Source organism: Streptomyces sp. NPDC091682 (genome assembly GCF_044756625.1).
Taxonomy (GTDB): Bacteria; Actinomycetota; Actinomycetes; order Streptomycetales; family Streptomycetaceae; genus Streptomyces.
The window spans coordinates 237,490-261,110 of sequence record NZ_JBIVTH010000008.1; the positions used below are offsets into that span (position 1 = coordinate 237,490).

Genomic DNA, 23,621 nt, shown 5'->3' on the forward strand with positions numbered 1-23,621 from the left:
CATGCTCCCGGCAAGATAGCGCTCCGGTGGGCCTTGGTGAAAGATGATGCTCGAAGTCGACTTCATGCACGCATCTTTGAGCATCTGTCAGACAGTGTGCGGCCTGGATAGAGTGCGGGGCATGGTGGCTTACGACGTCGACGTGGCAGTGGTGGGGGCGGGACCGGTCGGGCTGAGCGCCGCGCTGCTGCTCGCCCGGGCCGGTCTCGCCGTGGTGGTGCTGGAGCGCCGTCCGGGGCCGGTCACCGAGTCCCGTGCGACGGACCTGCACGCGCGGACCCTGGAGGCCCTGACCCCGAGCGGCCTGGCCGAGTCCCTGCTCCCGCTCGGCCGACGCGTGGACGCGGTGGAGATGTGGTCGGGGCGGCGCCGGCTGGGCGGCTTCGACCTGGCCCGGCTGCGCTCCCCGTACCCGTACGTCCTCACCGTGCCGCAGTGCGCGACCGTGGGTCTGCCTCCGGACGGGGCGGCCCGGCGCCCGTACGGCGCTCCGGCGGTGGTGTGCCCGTTACGATGCTCTTGTCATGATCAGACTGAAGGTGCTCGGTCCGTTCCGGGTTGAGGTAGACGGCCACGAGGTCGACGCGGGGGGTCGGCTCGCACGGATGGTCCTGGTCCAACTACTGCTCGCCCGTGGGACGGTGGTGCCCACGGAGCGGTTCATCGAGCGGTTGTGGCCGACCCGGGTCCCGTCGAGCTCCCAGGCCTCGCTCCACGCCTACATCGCCCGTCTGCGGCGCACCCTCGAACCGGGACGGGCCCCCCGTACGCCTGCGCGGCTCCTGGTCAGCGCGCCCCACGGCTACGCCCTCACCGTGGAGCGGGACGCCGTGGACGCCTGGGCGTTCGAAGCCGGCGTGGCGGCCTGCTCGGGGGCGGAACTGCCGGCTCACGTCGCCGCCAAGGGCCTGGCCGGGGCGCTCGCCGCATGGGGCGGGCAGCCGTACGCGGAGTTCTCGGACGAGCAGTGGACCGCTGGTGAGCGCGCCCAACTGGAAGAGGTGCACCACACCGCCCGCGAACGGCTCGCTGCGGCCCGACTGGGCAGCGGCCAGGCCGCGCAGGCGCTCGCCGACGCCGGCGCGCTGACCCGGGAACAGCCGTTGCACGAGGAGGGGTGGCGGCTGCTGGCCCTCGCCCTGTGGGCCCGTGACCGCCAGGGGGACGCCCTGGCCGCGGTACGACGTGCTCGGCACGTCCTCGACGAAGAACTCGGCGTCGAGCCGGGGCCCGCCCTGTCGGAGCTGGAACAGGCCCTGCTGCACCAGCGTCTGGAAGTCCTCCACCGGGCGACCGGGGCGCCCGCCACGGCCACCGCCCCCGCCGGGGTGCCGCGCATCGTCGTGGCGGCGCAAGGTCCGGCTCCGATGGCACCTGCGGCTGCCGCGGGCGGAAGTGCGACGCCGACGGTACTGGCGGCCGACCGGCTCCTGGGCCGGGACGAGGAGCTCGACCGACTCGCCACTGCGGCGGACCGGGCACGGAGCGGCCGGGCCCAGGTGGTCGTGGTCTGCGGTGAGGCCGGTATCGGCAAGTCGAGCCTGCTGGACGCCGCCGTCCGTCAACTGCCCGAACAGGGCTGGCTGGTCGGGTCCGGGCACTGCCCGGAGACCGACGGCGCCCCGCCCGGCCGGGCCTGGTTCGACATGCTGCCCGATCTGGCGGAAGCCGCACCGCCGGGTGCGTACGCCGATGAGCTCGCTCCGCTCCTGGCTCCGGGCACGGAGCGGGACTCCGGGCAGCCGGACGGCAGCCCGGCCCGGCGCTTTCGCCTGCACCGGGCACTGCTCGGCTGGCTGCGCGACACGGCGCGGCGACGGCCGCTGGCGATCGTGCTGGACGACCTGCACCGGGGTGACCAGGAGAGCCTCGAGCTGTTCCTGCTCTGCGCCGAGCAGCTGCGCGACGTACCCCTGCTGCTGGTGGGCTCGTACCGCACCGGCGAGGGCGATCTGACCGGGGCGCTGGCCCGCCTGGCCGCCTGCTCGCCCGTACGGATGGCGCTCGGCGGGCTGTCGGACGCCCAGGCCAAGGAACTGCTGCAGCGCGGCGCGGCCGGTATGAGCGAGCACGCCGCAGCGGCCCTGGCCGAACGGGCCGGGGGCAACCCCTTCTACCTGCGCGAGAGTTCGCTGCTGCTGGCCGGTGAAGGCGAGCAGCAGGCGCTGGGCCGCGTGCCGCAGGGGGTCCAGGACGTGCTGCGCCGACGGCTGGCGCTGCTCGCACCGACCGTCACGGCCGGACTGCGCCTGGCGGCCGTCGCGGCCGCGAGGCTGCGGTGTCCCTGCTGGTGGGCGCCACGGACGGGGGCTCCGGGCAGCTCCTCGACGCCCTGGACGCGGGTGTCACCGCCGGACTGCTGACCGAACCGCGACCCGGCACGGTCCGTTTCACCCATGCCCTCGTGCGGGACACGCTGGAGGGCGACCTCACCCGCCTGCGGCTGGCCCGGATGCATTCCCGCCTGGGCAGGGCCCTGATCGCCCTCGGCTCGGACGACGTCGCCGCAACGGCCCACCACCTCCTGCAGGCGGCCCCGGTCGTGACCGCCGACGCCGGGCCCGCGGTCCATCAGGCACGGCCGGCGGGCGAGCAGGCGGTGCGCCGATACGCCCCACAGAATGCCGAAGTCCTGCTGACCGCGGCCCGGGCTGCTGTCCGATCATCCGGCCGCCTTCGCCGACCAGGACGCCGCTGTGTTGCGTGTGGGGCTGCTGGGCCAGCTGGTGGAGTGCCGCATCCGGATGGGAGCCGTCGTACCCGCCCGCGAGGCGCAGGAGCAGGCCGTACGCGTGGCCCGGGGGGAGGGCCGCGCCGACCTGCTTACCGCTGCCTACACGACGTGGACCGAACCGACGCCCTGGCGCGTCCGTGCGTACGCGGCCTCGGACCCCGAGGCCGTCGAGGAACTCGGGAAGTTGCTGGAGGAGCCCGGTCTGACCGACCGGCAGCGGTGCCTGCTCCTCGACCAGCTGGCCGACGCGCTCGACGACACCGACCCCCGCTCCGTGGCCGCGTCCCGCCGGGCCGTGGAGCTCGCCCGTACCCTGGGCGAGCCCCGGCTGCGCGGCCTGACCCTGGCCTCGCTGCTGCGCCGGGTCGACTGCGAACTCGAACCGGAGGCCTACCTCGAGCTCCACCGGGAACTCGGCCGGGTGGCCGACTCCCAGGACAGCCCCGAGTACTCCTGGATGACGGCCTACACCGCCGCCCGCATCGCCGCCGCCCGCAACGACCCGGCCGAGATGGAGCGGTGTCTCGTACGGGGGGACGAGATCGCCCGCACGTACGAACTCCAGGGCGCGTTCGCGGTGGCCAGGCTGCGCCGCCCCCTGCTCGCCATGGCCCAGGGCCGCTTCGACGACGCGGAGCGGGACCTGGGGGCGGCGGTGGCGGAGCTGCGGGCGCGCGGGGCGGTGGACCTCAGCGGGCTGGCGGCCCTGGCCGTCGGGTGCATCCGGCTGCAGCAGGGCCGGATCACCGAGGTGCTGCCCGTGCTGCTCGCCGTGTGGGAGCAGTACCAGCCGCTCAACGAGGCCATCACCGCTCTCGCACTGCACGCCTCGGGCCGCCCCGAACGAGCCCGCGAGGTGTTCGCCCGGCGCGTGCCGATCCGGCGGGACTTCTGCTACTCCATCCTGGCGGCGCTGCGCGGCAGCGCCGCCATCACCCTCGGCGACCGGACGGCGGCCTCCGAGGTCTACCGGGAACTGCTGCCCCTGCACGGGCTGGCGGGGAGCGCGAGCAGCCTCAGCCTCGTCTTCCGGCCCGTCGCCCAGACCTTGGGCGACCTGGCCCGGTTCCTCGAGCGTCCCGAGCGGGCCCGGAGCCACTACCTCGAAGCGGCCCGGGTGGCCGCCGCGTGGGATTCCCCCCACTGGGCGGGCGCGGCGCAGTCCGGGCTGGCCGGACTGCCGCCGGCGCCCGCGTAGGGGCGCCCCTACGCGGGCGCCGGCGGGGGCGGCCGGTCGCCGGTCAGGCCAGCTCGGCCGTGAACGCCGCCGCGAGGTCGAGGAACTCTTCGGGCGAGTCCGTCGTCAGTTGGAGGTCCACGAGCACCTCGTCGGTCCGGGCCGTGCACATCTGCTTGAGGTGGTCGCAGATCTGGCGCACGGTCCCGCGGTGGTGGGTCTGCGCGGGGTCGACCTCGGCCGTGGTGACCTCGGGGTTGACGCGGAACACCCGGCGCAGCCCCGCCGGGTCCCGGCCGGCCCGTTCGGCGGCATCGACGGCCACCGCCCAGAGCGCGTGGAAGAAGGGCAGGGGCATCGAGGCCGCGAGCCAGCCGTCGGCGCGCCTGCCGACCCGCTCCAGGGCGTACGGGGTGAAGCCACCCAGCAGGATCGGCGGCCTCGGGCCCTGGAGGGGTTTGGGGAGGACGGTCGACTCTGGAATGGTCCACAAGGGGCCGGTGTGGGCGACCGGATCGCCGCACCACACGGCTTCGAGGACGTCGAGGGTCTCCTCCAACCGGGCGCCGCGGCCCTTCCAGGGCACCCCGGCAGCCTCGTACTCCTCGCGCATCCAGCCCAGCCCGATGCCCACGTCCAGGCGCCCGTGGCTGATCAGGTCGAGGGTCGTGAGCGCTCGGGCGAGCACGAGGGGCGGCTGCCACAGGGCGTTGAGGGTGCTGCTGCCCAGGCGCACGCGTTCGGTGACGGCGGCCGCCAGGCCCAGGGCGAGGAGCGGGTCGAGGTGGGTGCCGTACCGGGCGGGCATCTGCTGCCCGCCGAGGTAGCCGTCGGGCGGGTCGATCGGGGCCAGGAGCCGGTCGGCCACCCAGAGGCTGTGACAGCCGAGGGCTTCCAGCGCCGCGCACATCGCGGCGGTGCGGTCGGGGTCGGCGAACGGGCCGAACTGGGGTACGGAGAATCCGATGCGCATCGGTGGGAGTTCCTCGATCGGTACGGGACGGGGCGGGGCGGTCGGGGATAGGGGGCCGGGCCTCAGGGGCGGGCGGCCGGACCGGGAGGGCACGTCAGACGGTCGTGTGCCGGCCGCGGATCCGGTCGGTCTCGCGGCGGTACTGGCGCCGGCCGACGAGCTTCCACAGCACCCGGGCCGGGAGGGGAAGCCGACCGAGGAACTCCTGCCGCTCCTCGGGCGAGCTGTCCTCCAGGATGGCGCCCAGGGCGATCACCAGCCGGTTGCGCGGCGTCTCGGCGAGGCCCCGCTCCCCCAGCGCGTGCCACTGTTCCTCGGTGACGTGGAGCGCGACCAGCGGCATGACCTGCCGCTCTTCCTCGTCGAGGTGGGCGCACAGTTGCCGGTGGTGCGTGCGCAGCGCCTCGGCGAGTTCGTCGCGGTCTTCGGTCCGGGCCTGCGCCTCCCAACGGTCCATCAGCTGCTGGACCTCGGCGATCCCTTCGGCGAGCGCGTGGTGCTGCGCCTCCATCGCCAGGACCTGCTCGGCGTCCAGGTCCAGGTGGGGCAGCACGGCCGGCCAGAGCATCTCGTCCTCGCCGGTGTGGTGGGTGTGCAGGCCGACGGAGTACAGCCGCCAGTGCTCGGCGAGCATCCGGGAGCGGGCGGTGTCGGCGGACCGGACCTCCTGGACGAGTTCGGCCAGGAGGCGCGACTCGCGGCGGAACACCTGGTGGATCATCGCCATTTCGCGGGTGTAGGGGTGGACGGTGGTACCGGAGGGGTTGTTCGTGTTCATGAGGACCAGTCTTGGGAGCCCGGTTGCACGGCACTTGCAACCGACTTGCCACGACCGTCAGAGCGGCGGGAGCGGTGGGGTGACCGCCAGAACCGGCGGGGTCGGGGAGGACCAGCGGTGGCCGCAAGGGTCGAAGACCAGGGTCACCGGCCGCCCCGGGCGCTGGCGCCAGGAGATGCGTTCCGGCGCATCGGCGCACACCGGGCAGCAGGGCAGCGGGCGGGGCTCCGGCAGGCACTCGGGGGCGGCCGTGAGCGGCGTGGCGTGCGGATCGCGCATGGAGGCTCCCTGGTCGTGCGGTTGGGCTGATCGCACTGTGCCATGGACGGGCCCGTGTGCGCACGGGCGGATCGTCCAGTGTTCTGCCTGGTCAGAGGTGCGGTCAGCAGGAGGAATCCGGTCTTCTTCCGGCACTTGGTGATCAACCGCTCCCGCTACCGGCCTCCACCAGGCCCGATTCGTACGCCGCGATCACCGCTTGGGCACGGTCGCGGACGCCCAGCTTGCCGAAGATTCCGGTGATGTGGTTCTTGACCGTGGAGACGCTGATGTCCAGTTCCGCGGCTATCTCGGCGTTGCCCCGGCCGGTGGCCATGAGCCGCCAGATCTCCAGCTCGCGCGGGGTGAGTTCGAGGGGGGTCTCGGCCACCCACTGGCGCGGCCGCGCCGGGGTCCGTACGTAGGCGGAGAGGAGTCGGCTGAGCAGCCGCGGCGCGACGGCCGCCTCGCCGCTGTGGACGATCCGAACCGCGGCGATCAGCTCCTCCGGGGAAACGTCCTTGGGCAGGAAGCCGTACGCGCCGGCGCGCAGGGCGGCGACCACGTACTCGTCCATGTCGAAGGTGCTGAGGGCCAGGACGCGGGTCTCGGGCAGCGTGCGCGCGAGTTCCTCGGTGGCCTTGACCCCGTCCATGACCGGCATGCGGATGTCCATGACGACCACGTCGGGCCGTACCTCGTGGGCGAGGGCTACGGCCCGCGCTCCGTCCTCGGCCTCGCCGACGACCTCGAACTCCGGGTCGGGGCCCAGGATCAGGGCCAGGCCGCGCCGGACCAGTGGCTGGTCGTCGGCGATGAGCACACGGATCATCCGTGCGGTTCCTCTCTTCAGGCGGGGTCGTGGACCGGGAGAGGGATCCGGGCCGCCACCCGAAATCCGCCGCCCGCGAGGGCCCCGGCCTCCAGGGTTCCGCCCTGCAGGGCGACCCGCTCGTGCATGCCGATCAGACCGTACCCGGAGCGCGCGGTGAGACGTGCGGGCGGTACCTGCGCTCCCGCTCCGTCGTCGCGCACCTCCACGCCGACCTCGTCCCCGCCGTACGTGAGCCGTACGTGGGCCCGCGCCCGGCCCGCGTGCTTGCGGGTGTTGGTCAGGGCCTCCTGAACGATCCGGAAGACGGTGAGGCCCACGGTCGGCGGGAGCGTGCGGACCGGACCGTCCACGGTGAACTCGGTCTCCGTTCCGGCCAGCCGGGACTCGGTGATGATCCGGCCGAGGTCGTCCGCTCCGGGCTGCGGCGCCGGCGGGGCCTGTTCCGGTTCCTCCCCGGCCCGTAGCACGTCGAGGAGTTGGCGCATCTCGCGCAGCGCCATCCGGCCGGAGTCCTCCAGGGTGATCAGCGCCTCACGGGACACCTCGGGGTCGTGCACCAGGTTGGCCCGCGCCCCGCCGGCCATCAGCTGCATGGTGGTGATGTGGTGGGCGACGATGTCGTGCAGTTCGCGCGCGATCCGGCGGCGTTCTTCGGCCACGGCCCGGTCTGCGAGCAGCGTCCGGTGGGTCTCGGCCTCCCGTTGCCGGTGGTTGACCACCACGGCCGCGGTGACGGTGATGAGGGCGGCCACCGCGTTCGCGGCCAGGCCCCACCAGCCGTAGGGCAGCGGCCAGCCGCGTTGGCCCGCGGATACGAGGGGTACCACCCCGACCACGGTCACCGCGACCACGGCGGGGCGGCTCGCCCTGACCATCGAGTAGAGGGCGATCGTGAGGGTGAGGCTGAAGTGCGGGGACAGCGGGGCGGCCAGGTTCACCAGGGCGCCGAGGGCCAGCACGGCGGCCAGAACGGGCAACGGACGGACGCGCCGGGCGAGCAGGGGCATCGCGGAGACGACCAGCAGGGCGGCCGCGGTCACGCTGAGGGACCCGCCCTCGGTCAAGGATCCCAGGGAGAAACCCACGAGGTCGGTGACACCGGCCGCCACCGCCACGAGCGCGTCGTTGCGCGTCCACGGCCCCCGGTCGCCGACCCCGGCCCCGTCCGCACCCGCGTCCGTCGCAGTCGCAGTCGCAGTCGCAGTCGCCGTAACCAGATCCGTGGCCGTAGCCGTGCTCGCCCGCGTACTCGTACCCATGCCCACCCCCATGCCGCCCGTCCCGTCGCCGGTGATCCATTCTGGCACCGGCCGCCGGCCGAGCCACCCGACCACGGTCGGGGCCCGGACCAGGACCGGAGTCCTGGTCGGCGGGGGCGCCCGGACCCTGGTCCCGGGCTGCGGATCCTCCCTCGACCCGACGTTTCGCCCGCTCGCTCCTGATGGTCTGGAGTCAGGCCGGGAACCCCCGGCCCGCACCGCACAGACCGGAGGAAATGTGATCCGCGCCCTGACCGGATTCTCGACGAGAAGTCCGTGGAAGGTGATCGCCCTGTGGGTGGTCCTGGGATTGGCGGCGACCGTCCTGGGCCAGGCGTTCGTCTTCCGCGCCGTCCAGACCGGCAACGCCGGGTTCCTTCCCGCACCGTACGACTCGGCGGCCGCTCTGAAGATCGCCGAGGAACGGTTCGGGGCGAAGCCGGACGCCAACCTCCTGACCGTACTGGTGGCCCGGTCGGACGGGGCGCCGCTCGCCCCCGCCGACGAGCAGCGCATCGACGCGCAGGCCGAGCGGTTGTCCAAGAAGCGCGTCGTCATGCCGAGGACCAAGGAGACGATGCCGCTCGCACAGGACCACTCGCAGGTCCCCCGGGTCAGCCCGGCCATGACGGCGCCCGACCGCTCCTTCCGACTGCTGTCCGTCGAGCTGACGGGCAACCCCGCCGATACCGGGGTGCAGGAAACCTACCGGGCCTTCCGGGAGTCGGCCCGGGACGCACTGGCGGAGGACGGCCTGCGCACCGGTTTCACCGGCGGGATCGCCGACCGGGTGGACACGACGGACGCGGAGAAGACCCGCTCGACGGTCGTCGGAATCGCCATGCTCGCGGTCATCGTCCTGCTGCACGTACTCGTCTTCCGCAGCGCCCTGGCGGCCCTGCTGCCGCTGCTCGCGGTCAGCATCATCGGCGGCGCCGCGGCCGGCGCGGTGGTCGGCGCCGCGCTGCTGACCGGGATCGGACTGTCCGAATCCACACCGAGCCTGATCAGTGTGGTTCTGGTGGGCATCGGTATCGACTACTTCCTGTTCCTGCTCTTCCGCTTCCGGGAGCAACTGCGCGAACACCCCGACCAGTCCGGGCGCGAGGCGGCCGCGCACGTCGCCGGCCGGGTGGGTACGGCGATCACCTCCGCGGCCCTGACCATCGTCGCCGCCTTCGCCACGCTCGGGGTCGCCTCCTTCGGCCAGTTCCGGGTCCTCGGACCGGCCATCGCGCTGTCCGTGCTGGTGATGCTGCTGGGCAGCCTGACCCTGATGCCGGCCCTGCTGGCGGTCACGGGCCGCAGGATGTTCTGGCCTTCCCGGGCCCTGGAGCGCGAGCCCCGCCCGGGGTCCGCCGCACGGATGGGCGACCGGGTGGCGCGCCGCCCATTCGTACTGGTGCTGGCCTCGGTGGCGCTGCTCGCCGCGCTGGCCGCCGGGGTCGTGGGGATGCGCATGGACTACGGGCAGGGCGGTGGGGGCGGCGAGCGCACCGCCGCCGTGGCCACCGCGGCCGAAATAGCGGGCGCCCTGCCGGCCGGGGTGTCGGACCCGACCAGCGTCTTCGTCACCGCTTCCGACGGCGCCGCCCTGACCGTCGAACGCCTCGACGGGCTGTCCAAGGCGCTCGCCGGGGTCAGTGGGGTGGGCCAGGTCGCAGACACCGTGCTCAGCGAGGACCGGCGGGCGGCTCGGATCGACCTGTTCCTCACCTCCGACCCGCTGCGACAGGAGGCGCGCGACCTGGTGACCGGCCCGGTCAGGGCCACGGCCGCGGCCCGGACGCCCGCGGGTACGGAGGCGCACGTGGGCGGCACCGCGGCGGTCTTCGCCGATATCGCGACGGCGGTGGACAAGGACCTGCGGGTGGTCTTCCCGGTGGCGGCGGCGCTCATCGCGCTGATCCTGTTCGCCCTGCTGCGCAGCCTGCTGGCACCGGTGATCCTGCTGGTCTCGGTCGGACTCGGCTTCGCCGCCACCCTCGGCGCCTCGACCCTGGTGTTCCAACACGCGCTGGACCGGCCCGGGGTGGACTTCACCCTGCCCCTCGTCCTGTTCCTGTTCGTGGTCGCGCTGGGCACCGACTACAACATCCTGATGAGCGACCGGATCCGGGAGGAGATGGCACGGCCCGGTCCGGCCCGCGCCGCGGTGGGCCGTGCCGTGCGGCACACGGCGCCCGCCATCGCCACGGCGGGCCTGGTGCTGGCCGCCTCCTTCGGGAGCCTGGCCGTCACCCCCGCCCCCTCCACCCAGCAGACCGGCTTCGCGACGGCCCTCGGGATCATGCTCTCCGCCTTCGTCCTGTCGATCGTGCTGGTGCCCGCGCTGGCCACCCTCCTGGGGCGGTCCATGTGGTGGCCGGTGCGCCCGCGCCCCCGCACGCAGGACAGCGACCCGGACGGGCGACGCACTCCGGACCGGGTGCTGGTCGGCTGAGCCGCCCGGACGCACGAAAGGCGCCGCCGCGCGCAGGCCCCGTACCGTCGTCGTACGGTCCTGCGCGCGGCGGCGCCTTCGCCGGGGCACGGCATCGGCCTTCGGCCGCCCGGCCGTCCGCGGTGTTACGCGAGCCGGTCGATCTCGGGGTGGTTCTGCAGCCAGGCGCGGACCGCCTGCTGCTCCTTGCCCTTCCCGGTCTGCTGGATCTTCGCCTCCAGACCGGTCAGCTGCTCCTCGGTGAGCTTGAAGGACTTCAGCCATTCGGCGACCTTCGGCTCGTCCTCCCCGAAGCCCTTGCGGGCCAGGGTGTGGATGCCGTCGCCCTTGCCCCAGGCGCCCTTCGGGTCCTCGAGCTTGGTCAGCTCGTAGGAGGAGTACGCCCAGTGCGGGGACCACAGCACGGCCGCGACGGGCTCCTTCTTCTCGTAGGCCCGCTTCAGCTCGGCGAGCATGCCGGGCGTGGAGCCGTCGACGACCTGGTACTCGCCGTCGAGGCCGTACTCCTTCAGGACCTTCTCCTTGAGGAGCGACATCGCGCCGGCGCTCGGCTCGATGCCGATGATCCGACCCTTGAACCGGTCCGCCTTGCCCTTGAGGTCGGCGAGCGAACGCACGTCCTTCACGTAGGAGGGCACGGACAGCTCCAGCGAGGTGGGGCCGTACCAGGGGCCGAGGTCCTCCAGCTTGTTCCCGTACTTCTCCCAGTACTGGGCATGGGTGACGGGCAGCCAGGCGTCGGTCTGGAAGTCGAGCTGGCCGCCGGCCAAGCCGGTGTACAGCGCCCCGGCCTCCAGCTGGCGGGCGTCGACCTTGAACCCGCGGCGCTCCAGGAGCTCCTTCCACAGGAAGGTGGAGGCGACGCCCTCGTCCCACGGGATGTAGCCGACGGAGAGGGTACGGCCCTTGCCGATGTTCGCGGCCCCGGCCGGGCCCTCCTCGGCGGCGGAGCCGCCGAAGGTGTTCAGGCCGCCCGCGACGAGCGCCAGGACGACGGCGCCGCTGATCGCGTACGCGGGCTGGGGGCGGTGGTTCCACACCTTGGCCGCGCCGGTCGCGGCGGCCCGCGCCTTGGCGAGCGTACGGCGGCCGATCGGGGAGACCTGCCGGCCGAGCGCGCCGGTCATCCGGTCCAGGTACATGGCGAGGATGACGATGGAGACGCCCGCCTCGAAACCGAGGCCGATGTCGACGTTGCCGATGGCCTTGTAGACGGCGCCGCCGAGTCCGCCGCCGCCGACCATGCCGGCGATGACGACCATGGACAGGCCCAGCATGATGACCTGGTTGACGCCCGCCATGACGGTGGGCAGGGCCAGCGGGAGCTGGACGCGTACGAGGGTGTCGCGCGGGCTGGTGCCGAAGGCCTCGGCGGCCTCGACCAGTTCTCCGTCGACCTGGCGGATGCCGAGCTCGGTCATCCGCACGCCCGGAGGCAGCGAGAAAATGATGGTGGCGATGATGCCGGGCACCACGCCCACGCCGAAGAAGATGATGCCGGGGATCAGGTACACCATGGCCGGCATGGTCTGCATGAAGTCCAGGACCGGCCGCAGGAGGGCGCTGACCCGATCGGATCTGGACGCCCAGATGCCGAGCGGGATCGCGAACGCCAATGTGACGAGGGTGGCGACCAGCACCAGGGACAGGGTGGACATGGCGTCCTCCCACAGGCCGAGGGAGTCGACCAGTGCGAAGCCCGCGAAGGCGAGCAGGCCCGCCAGCAGACCGCGCAGCCACCAGGCGGCGACGGCCAGGATGCCCGCGAAGAGCAGCGGGGCGGGGGCGGAGAGGACGGCGTCGATGCCGTCGTAGAGGCCGGTGACGAGCACGCTGATGGCCTCGAACAGCCAGGAGAGGTGGCTCTGGAGGAAGTCGACCCCGTGGTCGACCCAGGCGCCGAGGTGCAGGCGGGGCATCAGGCGGCCACCTCCGCGCAGTACATCGGGGGCCGTTGTTCGTCGCCGATGAAGGCGATGAGGCGGTCCTGGGGTACGGAGCCGATGACGGCGCCGTCCGCGCCGGTGACGGCGACCGCGTGCGGGACGCGGGCGCTGACCGCGCACAGGTCGGCGAGCGGGGTCCCGGCGGTGACGGTGGGGCAGTCACAGGCGTCGGCGGCCGGTTCCGGATCGTCCATGACGGCGTCGGCCGTCAGGACCCGGGAGCGGTCGACGTCCTGGATGAAGGAGGCGACGTAGTCGTTGGCGGGACGGGTGAGGATGTCCTCGGCGGTGCCCTGCTGGACGATGCGGCCGTCGCGCATGACGGCGATGCCGTCACCGAGGCGCATGGCCTCGTTGAGGTCGTGGGTGATGAAGACGATGGTCTTCTTCAGGCTCCGCTGGAGCTCCAGCAGCTGGTCCTGCATGTCGCGGCGGATCAGCGGGTCCAGCGCGCTGAAGGACTCGTCCATGAGCAGCAGCTCGGCGTCGGTGGCCAGGGCTCGGGCGAGGCCGACCCGCTGCTGCATGCCGCCGGAGAGCTCGTCGGGCCAGGACTTCTCCCAGCCCTCCAGACCGCACAGGGCCAGGGCCTCGGCGGCGCGCCGCTCGCGCTCGGGGCGGGGCACGCCCTGTACCTCGAGGCCGTAGCCGGCGTTCTCCAGCACGTTGCGGTGCGGGAACAGCGCGAAGTGCTGGAAGACCATGGAGATCTTCGTGGACCGTACGCGGCGCAGCTCGTTCGCGCTCAGCGCGGTGAGGTCCTGGCCGCCGAAGAGGATGCGTCCCGCGGTGGGTTCCAGCAGGCCGTTCAGCATGCGCAGCAGAGTGGACTTGCCCGATCCGGACAGACCCATGACGACGAAGATCTGGCCGGGCCGGACGTCGAAGGAGGCGTCGATCACGGCGGCGGTGGTCCCGTCGGCGCGCAAATCTTCGCGGCCCGCGCCGCTTTCGAGCGCGCGGACGGCGGCCGCGCTGTCGGCGGGGCGCCTCCCGAACACCTTGTAGACGTGCTCGGCCTGGAGCGTGGACACATACACCTCACGGGTCGTACCGAATACGGCGCGCGCCGTCGCAGCGGCGGGCCGCGGAGCGGGACGGGATCTGCCCGTGTGCGCCGTGTCCTCCGCCACGATGGGCCGGAGGACATGGTTCCGCTCCAGCAGCGCCGATGCCCGGCATTCACCTGAGCAAACACCGGGGTGACCCTCCTCACGTACGGGGCGCGAGGGCCCCGTGGGCGGCCGCGCGGGCCGGGGCGGGCGGTCCCGGATGGCCGCAGCCCGGTACGCCCTTCCCCCGGAGGGAAGTTGGGGCTGCGGTCCGGCGGTGGGTCCGGCCGCCGGGCCCGGTGCACCGCCGCCCGGGGTGTGGTCGAGGCCACAACGCGGGTGCGGCCGTTACGTGATGCGGAAGCCGGTGGTCGCGCGGTCGCGCCGGTCGCGGTGGAAGGTGAGGCGGTCCCAGGTGGGGAAGGCCAGTTCGGTGACGGCCAGCAGCCGGCCGGAGCCGTCGTGCAGGGTGCGGCGCACGGTCAGCCCGCAGACCGGGGCGGAGGCCGGGGCGGCGGCCTGCGGGTGGGTGACGCGGGTCATGGTGAGGGTCTCGGCGACCCGGCCGGCCGCGGCGGCGCGGTCGAGCCAGCGGTGCAAGTGGGTCAGGTCCTGCACGCCGGCGGTCGTCGCCGTCGCCGCCCGGTTCCGGAGTGCGGTCAGCTCCGGACTCCGCGCGACGGCTCCGGGGCTGAGGTAGGTGACGGCGTCCCGGAGGGTCTCCCCGGCGGGGCCGCGTTCGCGGTGGTGATGGACCACGGTGCGGTCTCCGCCGGTCATGCCGAGGAACGTGCCGAGCGAGGGCGGGACGGTGACGAAGGTGACCCAGCTCCGGACCTGCGCGGGCCCAACGGAGGGCGCCGCGGCCGGGGCGACGGAGACGGCGGCAAGGGCGGGGACGGCGGGGCGGGTGCCGCGGCGGCCGGTGACGACGAGGCCGTCCTCGCGCAGGTACTGGAGGGCCGCCCTGATGGTCTGCCGGTTGACCTGGTAGCGGGCGGCGAGGCTGCGTTCGGACGGCAGTCTGCCGCCGGGGGTGTGCGCGGCACGGTCGAGATCGCTGCGCAGCGCTGCGGCGATCCGCTGGTACTTGGGCATGGCGGCCTGGCCGCCGCCCCGCGAAGGGGAGGGCATGGCTTCTCCTCTGACGGGTGGTCAAGGACTGCGCGGTCTGCGCGACCAACGTAGCATTGGTCTATACCTTTCGTGAGGGCAGATCGGGGCCCGCAGTCCGGATTGGCCGATTCCGCCTCCACGCGCGGCCACCTCGAGAGGATCCGAACGCCTTGACAGGCCAAGTAATTAGCCGCCATATTACTTTCATGACGAGGGACGGCATCGACGGCGAAGCACCCACGCTGGACCAGGCCAGACGGCAGGTCGAGCACTACGGCCTGGAGGTCGATCCACAGGCGGTACTGGTCGCGGTACGCCTGATCTCGGCGGGCGCACGGGTCGGCCGGGCCGCCGAGGCGCACTTCGCCCGGTTCGGCCTGTCGACGGGGCGCTACCGCCTGCTCGCCGACCTCGAGGACCACGGCGGGGAGAAGTCCCCCTCGCGCCTCGCGGTCGACCTCGGCGTCACCAGGGCCACGGTGACCGGCCTACTGGACGGACTGGAACGCGAAGGCCTGGTCGCGCGCCACCCCTCCGTGGAGGACGGGCGGGGCACGGTGGCCGTCCTGACCGCGCGGGGGGCGCAGCGCCTGCGCGACATGGCGTCCGAGCACTTCGGGCGACTGGAGTCGATGGTGGGCGATCTCTCCGTCGAGGAGCGCGCCGTTTTCCTGGACCTGCTCGCCCGCGTGGTGCGCGGCAGCGCGGCCCTGGCGGCGGACTGACCCCACCCCACCCCCCACCTACGGCCGCTTCGGCTCCGTTCCACAGGACGGGGCCTTTTTCACACCACAATAGTTAGCCACCTAATTAATTCGGCGGGGCAGGCCCGCGGCAGGTACGCAACCCCTCGTCGCAGCCCTCCCTTCCCTCGCCCGAACCGAAGAGAGGCCGGCATGACCGCTCCGAAGCACAGAACCAGCCCCGACCGAGCAGCCCCCCGACCGTCCCGGCCGCCGCGGCCGCCCCGGCCAACCCGGCCAACCCAACCAACCCGGCCGTTCGTCCTATGGCGTGAGGTGCTCACCGCCTACGTCGCCCCCGCCCTGACGGCCGGTGCGGCCGGGGTCGTCACCGGGCAGCGGGACCTGGCCGTGGCCGCCTGCACCTCCATCGCCGGCACCTCCGCCGTGGTGGCGTTCCTCGTCGGCACCTGGCTGCGGCACGGCGGACGGCCCCGACGGTGGACCCTCACCACACCGCGCGGCGTCCTGACCGCCGCACTCCTCCTCACCGCCGTCGCCGTGGCGGCCCTGCTGGGGTGGTTCACCGCCCAGTGGCTACCCGCCCACACCCCGATCCCCGCCGCCCCCTGGCTGGAGCGCCTGCGCGTGGACCTGCCCGTTTCCGCAGCCCTCGCCACCACCATCGTCACCCTGCGCTGGCGCAGCACCACCACAGCGCGACCGGCATGACCCGCCCGGCGATACCCGTCGCCGGAACATCACCAAGGAATGAGCACACGATGATCGTTGTCATGGGAGCGACCGGAGCGACCGGGAACGCCCTGGTCCACAGCCTCCTCGCGCTCGGCGCACCTTTCCGCGCGCTGACCCGCACCCCGCACGCGCCGATCCCCGGCACGACCGGCGCGCACCAGCCGCCCGTCGAGGTCCGATACGCCGACGCCACCGACCCCCACTCCCTCCACACCGCCTTCGAGGGCGCCGGCCAACTCTTCCTCGCCATGGCCAACGGCCCCGCACAGGTGGAACTCGAAACCCGCGTCATCGACATCGCCGCCCACGCCGGCGTCGGACACATCGTCAAGATCTCCGCACCCGCCGCCGAACCCGACTCCCCCGTCGCCGTTTCCCGCGGGCACCACGCCGTCGAGGAACACCTGCGCACCCGTGGCCTCACCCACACCGTCCTGCGCCCCTACGCGTTCGCCCAGAACCTCCTGCGCCTGGCTCCCGCCGTTGCCCAGGGCGTCATCCTCGGCACTGCGGGCGACGCGCCCTTCAACTACGTCGACTGCCGCGACATCGGCGACGTCGCCGCCGCCGCCCTCACCCGGCCGGACATCGCCGGCGGCACCTACGCACTGACCGGACCCGAAGCCGTCTCGTACCCCGAACTCGCCTCGCGACTGACCTCCCTGACCGGCCGACAGGTCCGCTACTACGACCTCACCCCGGACGAACTGCGCGACCACCTCATCCGCCACGCCCACATGCCCGGCTGGCTCGCCGATCACGTCACGGAGATCCAGCAACTCGCCGTCACCCGGCCCGAAGTCCCCACCACCACCGTCAGTGACATATTGGGCCGCCCGCCCCGCACCCTCGACGCCTTCCTCCACGAGCACCGTTCCCACTTCCGTCGATAGGAGACCGGGGCGGAACCGGGACCGGAACCGGGACCGGGGCCCACCGAGGGCCGTTGAGTGGCCCGCGCCGCACGAAGGGCACGCTGCGCGAGGTCACCCGTGCCTTCGACGACCTCGGCGCGGTCGGCGTCGGCGTCACCACGACCGTACTCGGCCGCACCCTGGCCGATCCCCTGTTCCACCCCGTCTACGAGGAGCTCGACCGGCGTGGCGCCGTCCTGTACATCCACCCGTCCGGGGAGGGCGCCGCCAGCCCGCTGATCACCGAGCACGACATGACCTGGATGGTCGGGGCGCCGGTCGAGGACACGGTGGCGATCATGCACCTGATCCTCGCGGGCCTTCCGGCGCGCTATCCGCGGATGCGCATCCTGGCCTCGCACCTGGGCGGCGCCCTCCCCCTGCTGCCCCGCAGGCTCGACGACCATCTGGCCTTCGAGTCACCCCGGACCCCCGAACTCCCTTCGGTGGCCGTCGACCGCCTCTGGTACGACACGGTCAGCCACGTGCACGGACCGGCGCTGGTCGCCGCCGCCGCGTCCTTCGGAGCGGGTCGGCTCGTACTCGGCACGGACTTCCCGTACGAGGACGACGAGGTCTTCGTACGGTCCGTGAACTACGTCAGCGAGTCGGGACTCACCCAGGAGGAGGCCACGGCGATCCTCGACACGAACGCGGCTGACCTGCTGGGCCTCTCCGGGCTGTGACCCCTCGAAGACGGCCCGGACTCCCCGGGGGGACGCGATGGGGTGGCGGGTGAGTACGCGTACTCACCGGCTGAACGTCCGTCCCTCGCAACCCACTTCGGTGCCCCGGCGTCCCCCTACACGACGGACGGCTGCGATCACCTGGAGGGCACGTGGCGAAGAAGGACCGGACGACGGACGCGGCGAGGGAGAAGGACCGCGAAAAGTGGATGGCACGTTTCCAGGTGCGGTTGGCCATGCAGCCCGGTGTGGACCGGGCCGTCGTGCTCCAGGCGGTCAAGGAGGTCACGGCGCACTGCGCGGAGACGGGAGAGCACCCGCGGACCGCTTTCGGCGACCCGGACGCCCACGCCGTGCAGGCCGCCGCGCGGCTGGTCCCGGCGGACCGGGCGGCGCGCACGAGGCGGCACGACGCCGTGGTGAACGCGGTCGACTCCGTGCTCAAGAGGGCCGGCGACGTCGCCGGTCTGTGACCGGTCGAAACGACTCCCGGTCACGGTGGACGGCCGCCACGCGCGGCAGTCGGCCGGACGCGCAGGACGAGCAGGACGAGCCTTCGGCTCAGCCTCGGGCCGGCGCAGCTGCGGCCGCGGCCGGCGGCCGGTCGGTGTCGCCGTGCCAGGTGGGCCAGCCCAAAAGGTGGGGGCGTTCGGTGACCCAGGCGCGGGTGTCGGTGCCGATTTCGACGCTGATGAGGCCTTCGAGCAAGGTGTTGTAGCGTGCGACGAGGTCGCGGTGGGCGGGGTCGGCGGCGAGATTGCGCGTCTCGTGCGGGTCCTCGATCCGGTCGTAGAGGACGACGTCGTTCTGGGCGTACAGGGCCTCGGGGCTGGTGGGCCGGTTGGGGTTGAGCGGGGAGAAGTAGCGGCCGAAGGTGTAGCGGCCGTCGGTGTAGCCGCGCAGGAATCCGCGCTTGGTCCAGTCCGGGCGGAGGTCACCGGACTCGATCCGCCGGGGCGCATCGGGGTCGGCGAACTCGAACCAGAAGGAGGCGTCCAGGGCCGTGACCGACTCGACCGCGGTGAGGACGCCGTCACGGACGGTGCCACCGTCCAGGGCGGGGCTGAGGGAACGGCCTTTGAGCGCGGGATGGCGGGTGGCGGCCTTGGCCGGGTCGACGCCGGCGAACTCGAGCAGGGTCGGAGCGATGTCGACGGCGGAGGCGAGGGCCTCGATGCGCACGCCCTGGGGGAAGTCTGGATGGCTCAGGATGAACGGGACGTGGAAGTTCTCGTCGTAGACGAGGGCCCCCTTCTGGCGCAGGCCGTGGGCGCCGGCCATCTCTCCGTGGTCGGAGGTGAAGAGCACGACGGTGTGGTCGGCCTGCCCGGAGGCTTCCAGGGCGTCGAGGACGAGGTCGATGCTGCGGTCCACGTCGCGGATGGCGTTGAGGTAGAAGTTCAGGCCTTCGCGCCAGTGCTGGTCGTCGGCGACGGGGCCGAAGACGGTGTCGAGCATCCGTGCGTACTCGGCCACCGCCGGTGCCGCGCCGGACAGGTCGTCGTGCAGGCTGGCGGGCAAATCGAGGTCCCAGCGGTGCTGGTAGATCGGAATGTTGGCGGCCGCCTTGGCCACGACCGCGTGCGCGAGGCCGAACGGTAGTTGCACCTGGGACGAGCCGCCGTAGTCGAAGCTCATGATGTCGTGCGGGTTGACGAAGTTGACCGCCATGAACCAGGGCTGATCGGCTTCCACGGCCGGAGCCCGGTTGCGCAGCCAGCGCACGGCCTGGCCGGCGATGACCGGATCGAGTTTGAGCCCGGCCCAAGCACCGCCGTCGATGTCGCCCCAGTCGTTGAACTCGCTGAACCCGTAGGGCTCCAGCGCGTTCGTGGTGGGGCCGGGGTTCTGTGGGGTGAGGTAGGCGTTGGAGAGGTGCCACTTGCCCTGGTAGGTGCAGTAGTAGCCGGCCTCGCGGAGCATCGTGCCGAGGGTGCCCAGTCGGGGGTCGAGCGGGCGGACGTACGGCATGTTGTCGTTGTCGTAGATCTCGGTGAGCGGTAGGTGCTGCCCGGTGTAGATGACGGACCGGGCGGAGCTGCACATGGCCGAGGCCGTGTAGTACCGGTCGAAGGTGGCGCCCCGCTCCGCCATCCGCTCCCGGGCGGGCAGCGAGAAGCCCTGCGGACAAGGAATCACCGCGCGCTCCTCATCGGTGACGATCATCAGGATGTTCGGACGTCGTGTCATGGCCCTCAATCCCTCGCGGTGATGCGGGCGCCCGCCCGGCCATCACACCACCGAGCAAGGGCGCGTGGCGGTGCGTCCCGGGCAGAATCTAGATCTCCGGCCGGGTGAATCGGTCGACGACACGACCGCCCGGAGCCGTCCGGGTGAACCCGGACCGACGCCCGCGCGCGGTCCCCGAACTCCGTGGCTCTGCCCCCTCGCGGCGTGCAGACCTCAAGGCGATCCGGAATGGGACTATCTGCTCAATATCTCGAGTACCAGCGTGGTCGCGAAGTACAGGAGGAGCGAGCCTGCGACGATTATCGCAGCCGCTTGCACATTCCTGCGGTTGTCCTTGCTCTTGCTCTCGTAGTATCGTTGCCTGCGTTCATCCTGTTCGTCCATCCATCTTTGGCGATTCCACGCGATCGCGTCCGCCACGGCTTGCGGATCCGCCTGGTTGAAGTGGATGCCCTCCGCGTTGTACTGAGGTCCGTGCACATGCTGGCCCTGCTGATCGAAGTAGGGCCCAGGATCGTGCTGTCCGTACGACCCGTCAGACACCCAGGACGCCCGCGCCCCGGAGGAAGGCTCCGGCCACCTCGGCCAGTGCCCCGCCCATGGCGCGCACTCTGGTCAGTCGTTCTCGTGCGAGGCTCGTGCGGCCTGCCTGTAGGTCCGCGCCTGCTGCTTCCAGGTCTCCGGATACCTGGCGACGTGTGGGTTCGTCCAGTTCCAGTTCCTGGACCCTGCTCAGGGCGATTTGCAGCTCCCGGGCCAGGACCTGGCGGTCGATCTGGTCGATGTTGATGGTCTCCGCGTTGTCCTGGGGTCCGTTGACGTCGGCCTTCTCCATGTCCCAGGAACTGGGGCCCTCTTGTCCCCCGTAGGTCATGGCACAAGAGTGTAGTTGCCGCCCTATTTGGCCAAGTCCGAAAAGGTTCGCCGTAGGCTCACGGTCGTGAACGAGCAGATACAGAAGATCGTGGCGGAGCTGCCGAACCTGAAGAACGTCACCGGCGTGTGGGCGGCGGTCGACGACCGTTTCGCACAGGGGGACTCCGCCTTCCCCGCGGACCTCGGCATCGCTCTCGCCGGGACGTACGGCTCCGAGGGGCAACTGTGGCAGTACCGGAGCGTCTTCGATCGTGTGCTTCGGCTACTGGCCACCACCCCTGGTTTCGACAACGCCTCCCAGGCGCTGCGGCTGGTCTCCTCGACCGAGGTCGCCGGAAGGAAGCTGGACCGCTACACGGCCTCGCTGCTGGCCTCCGGTCACGAGCCGGCGGACCTGGCCGTGGCGTTCTCCGGCCACGCTTCGGAGGAGCTCCGGGCCTGTCTGGTCCACGAACTGGTGCTCAGGGGCGTGGACATCGAGGCCACGCCGGGCATCGCGGGCTGGGCGACGTCGCCGCACTGGCACCATCACCCCCTGGGCTGGCTGCCGCTGACGCTGTCCGACGTGGAGGGATGTGCGGATCTGCCGAGCTACGGTACCGGTGGCAGTAGTCACTCGATGCCGTACGGGCCTCCGGACAGCCGCGAGCCGGCGGCGATCGCCGACGTGCGTGTCCCGTCGGTGGAGGAGACGACCGGGCCGGCCACTGCCACCGCGATGGCCAAGGCCGTGGCGAACTGGGCCGAGGCGTACAACGGGCGCATCGAGGCGCGGGTCTTTGAGTTTGCGGAGCCGCTGGGCGTCGGGGCGGTACCGAAGGCACTCTTGGCGCTGGGGCTGAAGTGTCTGCACGGGGCAGGAAAGAAGGCCGCTCTGTCGGTCGACGTCCGTCCTCCGGCCCGGGCATGGCAGTTGCTCTTCGCCGCGGCGTCCACGGGAGGGGCCTACAACTCCGGCTCGTTCGGGGCGTACGGCCGCCTTGCGGCCTGGCAGTCCATGGCCGCGCTGTCCCGAAGTCCGCAAGGCGCCACGGCCGACGAAGTCGAAGCACGCGTGCGGGACTGCACCTGGCACGTCTTCGAGGCCGGGACGAAGTGGTTCGAGCAAGTGGCATGGGACATCGGTCTTGCCGCCCTCGCACCGGGGCATCGGCACTTGTCCGTGCTGGCCGCGACCGACACCGACTGACGTCCTGGCCACTGCCTTCAGGGTGTCCGCGGCGCGGCCCGCAGCCCGGATGCCGCACCGGAGCCGCGGAAGTCTCCCCGGTGCGGCACGCGGGCCGGTCAGCGCGGGCCCGGAGGATCCGAAAGAGACGGCCTAGCCGCGCAGCGGGTTCGGGAGGGGCAGGTAGCGGGCGTCCGCGCCGTCCGCGCGGGTCCAGCGCAGCAGCAGGTTGGTCTTGCCCGGGAGGGTCGCGGAGGCGAGCAGTTCCGCGATCTCGGGGAGCCCGCTGGCCTCGTCGTAGTGCAGGAACTCCTCCCGTGCAGCCGGCCACAGGAGCGGCGAGACGTCCGGGTACCGTCCGGACAGCGCGCCCGCGATCTCCAGCAGGTTGTTGACGACCAGGCAGTAGACCAGGCGCTGCCAGGCGTCCGCCCGCGGTAGGTCCGCCGGCAGCTTGACCCCTTCCGCGTCCCGGAAGAGGGCCTGCACCGGCAGGCCGTCCGCGTCCACGGCGACCAGGGTGTTCTGGAGGTGGGCCTCGAGCACGATGCCGTGCCGGGCGAACAGTTCCAGCACCGGCGGCACGACCTGGCGCAGGTACGCCCGCCACCAGCGGACCGGGTCGGTGGTCCCGGCCAGCGGGCTCCCGGGGTAGCCCTCGGCGAGCGCGGCGGCCAGCAGCGGCGTGGCCCCGGACAGGGTGTGCGCGTGCAGGCCGTCGCGGACCAGGACGGCGAGCTCCTCGAAGGCGAAGGCGGCGGTGCGGTAGCCGCGGTCCGGGAGCCAGGCCGCGGCCGATCCGGTCCGGTGCAGGGCGGCGAAACCGGCCTCGACGGCCGCATCGGTGCGGCGGAGCTTCAGCAGGTCGTGGCGCCACAGCCGGCGCACGTCGTTGGTGATCCGGACGTCGAGGCTGAACTTCACGAAGAGGTCGGCCGCCGGGTCCGGTACGTACAGGGTCCGGATCGAGGCGGTCGGCCAGGCCGGCCGCCGGGTCTCGCCGAGCCGCAACAGCCGCCCGTCGGCGAAGGCCTCGCGCACCGCGGGCCTCTCGCCGACCAGGTCGAGCTGCCAGGGGTGGGCAGGCAGCAGCCGGTATCCGGCGGGCGGGCGCGGCCCGTCGAGGGCGTCGGCAAGGGCGTCGATCGCGGCGGAGGCGGCCGGTCCGCCCTCCTCGGTGCTCTGGTCCTCGCGCAGCCCCAGGAAGACCAGCGGGAACCGGGCGTGGGCTTCGGGCGCGTACGGCAGCCAGCTCCCGGCCGGCGCCCCGCCGCGGGCCTTGGGGGCGGGGTGGTGGGGGTGGCCCATCACCAGGGACTGCTCGGAGAGGAGGTACGGGTCCGCCGGGGGTTCGGCGGTGGCCCGGGCGGCGAGCAGCGCGGCGATCGCGTCGCGGCTGTCGATGATCTCGACGGGGAGCTCGTCGTTGGGGACGCCGGTGAACCGGCCCAGTTCGTCGGAGACGAGTTTGGCCAGTTCGGTGTGGCTGAGCGGATGCCAGCCGTCCGCCGTGCGCAGTTCGGGGCGTTCGGGCCGGCGCCCCCCGCGCACCCGCAGCAGCCGCCCGCTGCCGCGCAGCCGGTGGACGCGCACATCTGTTCCCGCGCCCGCACCGGACCCCTCGGCGGGTACGGCCGCCTCTCTGAGCAGGCAGTTCAGGAGCGGGGCGGCGGCGTACGCGTCGGCGGCGGTGTTGAGGTCCACTGATTCCATTCGGTCCATCCGGTGCGCCGGAGGTTCGCAGGGCGTAACCACCAGTCGTGATCTTCGGTATCCG

Annotated in this window: 21 protein-coding genes; 10 read left to right on the forward strand and 11 right to left on the reverse strand. The window is 72.5% G+C overall.

Features of this window, described 5'->3' with window-relative positions; genetic code table 11:
* Positions 1 to 121: 121 nt before the first annotated feature.
* From ACIQK6_RS20525 to ACIQK6_RS20535, 3 genes are all read left to right on the forward strand, one after another.
* The gene (locus ACIQK6_RS20525; protein WP_329095301.1) at positions 122 to 562 is read left to right on the forward strand and encodes an FAD-dependent oxidoreductase; all 441 of its coding nucleotides are present in this window, start codon (positions 122 to 124) and stop codon (positions 560 to 562) included.
* Positions 525 to 2,363 (forward strand): BTAD domain-containing putative transcriptional regulator, encoded by a 1,839-nt coding sequence (locus ACIQK6_RS20530; RefSeq protein WP_402695206.1) that lies wholly within the window; start codon positions 525 to 527, stop codon positions 2,361 to 2,363. The genes ACIQK6_RS20525 and ACIQK6_RS20530 overlap by 38 nt, the downstream gene beginning before the upstream one ends.
* A gap of 333 nt (positions 2,364 to 2,696) precedes the next feature.
* Positions 2,697 to 3,932 (forward strand): hypothetical protein, encoded by a 1,236-nt coding sequence (locus ACIQK6_RS20535; protein ID WP_402695207.1) that lies wholly within the window; start codon positions 2,697 to 2,699, stop codon positions 3,930 to 3,932.
* 43 nt (positions 3,933 to 3,975) lie between these two features.
* Here ACIQK6_RS20535 and ACIQK6_RS20540 read toward each other — a convergent pair whose 3' ends face one another.
* The 5 genes from ACIQK6_RS20540 to ACIQK6_RS20560 all read right to left on the reverse strand — a co-directional run bounded on the left by ACIQK6_RS20540 (position 3,976) and on the right by ACIQK6_RS20560 (position 8,014).
* The gene (locus ACIQK6_RS20540) at positions 3,976 to 4,884 is read right to left on the reverse strand and encodes a TIGR03619 family F420-dependent LLM class oxidoreductase (protein WP_402695208.1); all 909 of its coding nucleotides are present in this window, start codon (positions 4,882 to 4,884) and stop codon (positions 3,976 to 3,978) included.
* Positions 4,885 to 4,978: 94 nt separating this feature from the next.
* Positions 4,979 to 5,662, reverse strand: a complete 684-nt coding sequence (locus tag ACIQK6_RS20545; protein ID WP_402695209.1) for a hemerythrin domain-containing protein — start codon at positions 5,660 to 5,662, stop codon at positions 4,979 to 4,981.
* Positions 5,663 to 5,719: 57 nt separating this feature from the next.
* Positions 5,720 to 5,941 (reverse strand): hypothetical protein, encoded by a 222-nt coding sequence (locus ACIQK6_RS20550; protein WP_402695210.1) that lies wholly within the window; start codon positions 5,939 to 5,941, stop codon positions 5,720 to 5,722.
* Positions 5,942 to 6,083: 142 nt separating this feature from the next.
* Entirely contained in the window at positions 6,084 to 6,752 is a 669-nt protein-coding gene (locus ACIQK6_RS20555; RefSeq protein ID WP_402695211.1) for a response regulator, read from the reverse strand.
* 17 nt (positions 6,753 to 6,769) lie between these two features.
* The gene (locus ACIQK6_RS20560; RefSeq protein ID WP_402695212.1) at positions 6,770 to 8,014 is read right to left on the reverse strand and encodes a sensor histidine kinase; all 1,245 of its coding nucleotides are present in this window, start codon (positions 8,012 to 8,014) and stop codon (positions 6,770 to 6,772) included.
* 238 nt (positions 8,015 to 8,252) lie between these two features.
* Between ACIQK6_RS20560 and ACIQK6_RS20565 the strand changes: the two genes are divergently transcribed.
* Positions 8,253 to 10,457: an MMPL family transporter gene (locus ACIQK6_RS20565; RefSeq protein ID WP_402695213.1), complete on the forward strand. Its 2,205-nt coding sequence runs from the start codon at positions 8,253 to 8,255 to the stop codon at positions 10,455 to 10,457.
* A 125-nt stretch (positions 10,458 to 10,582) separates the two neighbouring features.
* On the opposite strand, the gene ACIQK6_RS20570 is transcribed toward ACIQK6_RS20565, so the two are convergent.
* The 3 genes from ACIQK6_RS20570 to ACIQK6_RS20580 all read right to left on the reverse strand — a co-directional run bounded on the left by ACIQK6_RS20570 (position 10,583) and on the right by ACIQK6_RS20580 (position 14,589).
* A complete protein-coding gene (locus ACIQK6_RS20570; protein ID WP_329095316.1) occupies positions 10,583 to 12,376 on the reverse strand; it encodes an ABC transporter permease/substrate binding protein in 1,794 nt (597 codons plus the stop codon).
* On the reverse strand, positions 12,376 to 13,437 hold the full coding sequence (locus ACIQK6_RS20575) for a betaine/proline/choline family ABC transporter ATP-binding protein (RefSeq protein WP_329095318.1): 1,062 nt from the start codon (positions 13,435 to 13,437) through the stop codon (positions 12,376 to 12,378). The genes ACIQK6_RS20570 and ACIQK6_RS20575 overlap by 1 nt, the downstream gene beginning before the upstream one ends.
* Before the next feature lie 366 nt (positions 13,438 to 13,803).
* Positions 13,804 to 14,589: a GntR family transcriptional regulator gene (locus tag ACIQK6_RS20580; RefSeq protein WP_329095320.1), complete on the reverse strand. Its 786-nt coding sequence runs from the start codon at positions 14,587 to 14,589 to the stop codon at positions 13,804 to 13,806.
* Positions 14,590 to 14,777: 188 nt separating this feature from the next.
* On the opposite strand from ACIQK6_RS20580, the gene ACIQK6_RS20585 reads away from it, so the two are divergent.
* The 5 genes from ACIQK6_RS20585 (at position 14,778) to ACIQK6_RS20605 (ending at position 18,083) form a co-directional block, all read left to right on the forward strand.
* Positions 14,778 to 15,296, forward strand: coding sequence for a MarR family transcriptional regulator (locus tag ACIQK6_RS20585; protein WP_329095322.1), 519 nt, complete (start codon positions 14,778 to 14,780; stop codon positions 15,294 to 15,296).
* A 294-nt stretch (positions 15,297 to 15,590) separates the two neighbouring features.
* A complete protein-coding gene (locus ACIQK6_RS20590; RefSeq protein WP_329095324.1) occupies positions 15,591 to 15,986 on the forward strand; it encodes a hypothetical protein in 396 nt (131 codons plus the stop codon).
* A gap of 50 nt (positions 15,987 to 16,036) precedes the next feature.
* Positions 16,037 to 16,903 carry an NmrA family NAD(P)-binding protein gene (locus ACIQK6_RS20595; protein ID WP_402695214.1) on the forward strand — a complete coding sequence of 289 codons (867 nt, stop codon included), beginning with the start codon at positions 16,037 to 16,039 and terminating at the stop codon, positions 16,901 to 16,903.
* Between the two features lie 53 nt (positions 16,904 to 16,956).
* Positions 16,957 to 17,610, forward strand: coding sequence for an amidohydrolase family protein (locus ACIQK6_RS20600; protein ID WP_329095327.1), 654 nt, complete (start codon positions 16,957 to 16,959; stop codon positions 17,608 to 17,610).
* A 152-nt stretch (positions 17,611 to 17,762) separates the two neighbouring features.
* Complete coding sequence (locus ACIQK6_RS20605; protein ID WP_329095332.1) at positions 17,763 to 18,083, forward strand: hypothetical protein; 321 nt, start codon at positions 17,763 to 17,765, stop codon at positions 18,081 to 18,083.
* A gap of 88 nt (positions 18,084 to 18,171) precedes the next feature.
* On the opposite strand, the gene ACIQK6_RS20610 is transcribed toward ACIQK6_RS20605, so the two are convergent.
* Positions 18,172 to 19,800, reverse strand: coding sequence for a sulfatase-like hydrolase/transferase (locus tag ACIQK6_RS20610; RefSeq protein WP_402695215.1), 1,629 nt, complete (start codon positions 19,798 to 19,800; stop codon positions 18,172 to 18,174).
* Positions 19,801 to 20,335: 535 nt separating this feature from the next.
* Positions 20,336 to 20,674 carry a hypothetical protein gene (locus ACIQK6_RS20615; RefSeq protein ID WP_402695216.1) on the reverse strand — a complete coding sequence of 113 codons (339 nt, stop codon included), beginning with the start codon at positions 20,672 to 20,674 and terminating at the stop codon, positions 20,336 to 20,338.
* A 66-nt stretch (positions 20,675 to 20,740) separates the two neighbouring features.
* Here ACIQK6_RS20615 and ACIQK6_RS20620 point away from each other — a divergent pair, with 66 nt between their 5' ends.
* Complete coding sequence (locus tag ACIQK6_RS20620; protein WP_402695217.1) at positions 20,741 to 21,865, forward strand: DUF6183 family protein; 1,125 nt, start codon at positions 20,741 to 20,743, stop codon at positions 21,863 to 21,865.
* 132 nt (positions 21,866 to 21,997) lie between these two features.
* Here ACIQK6_RS20620 and ACIQK6_RS20625 read toward each other — a convergent pair whose 3' ends face one another.
* The gene (locus ACIQK6_RS20625; RefSeq protein WP_402695218.1) at positions 21,998 to 23,566 is read right to left on the reverse strand and encodes an IucA/IucC family protein; all 1,569 of its coding nucleotides are present in this window, start codon (positions 23,564 to 23,566) and stop codon (positions 21,998 to 22,000) included.
* Between the last annotated feature and the right edge of the window lie 55 nt (positions 23,567 to 23,621).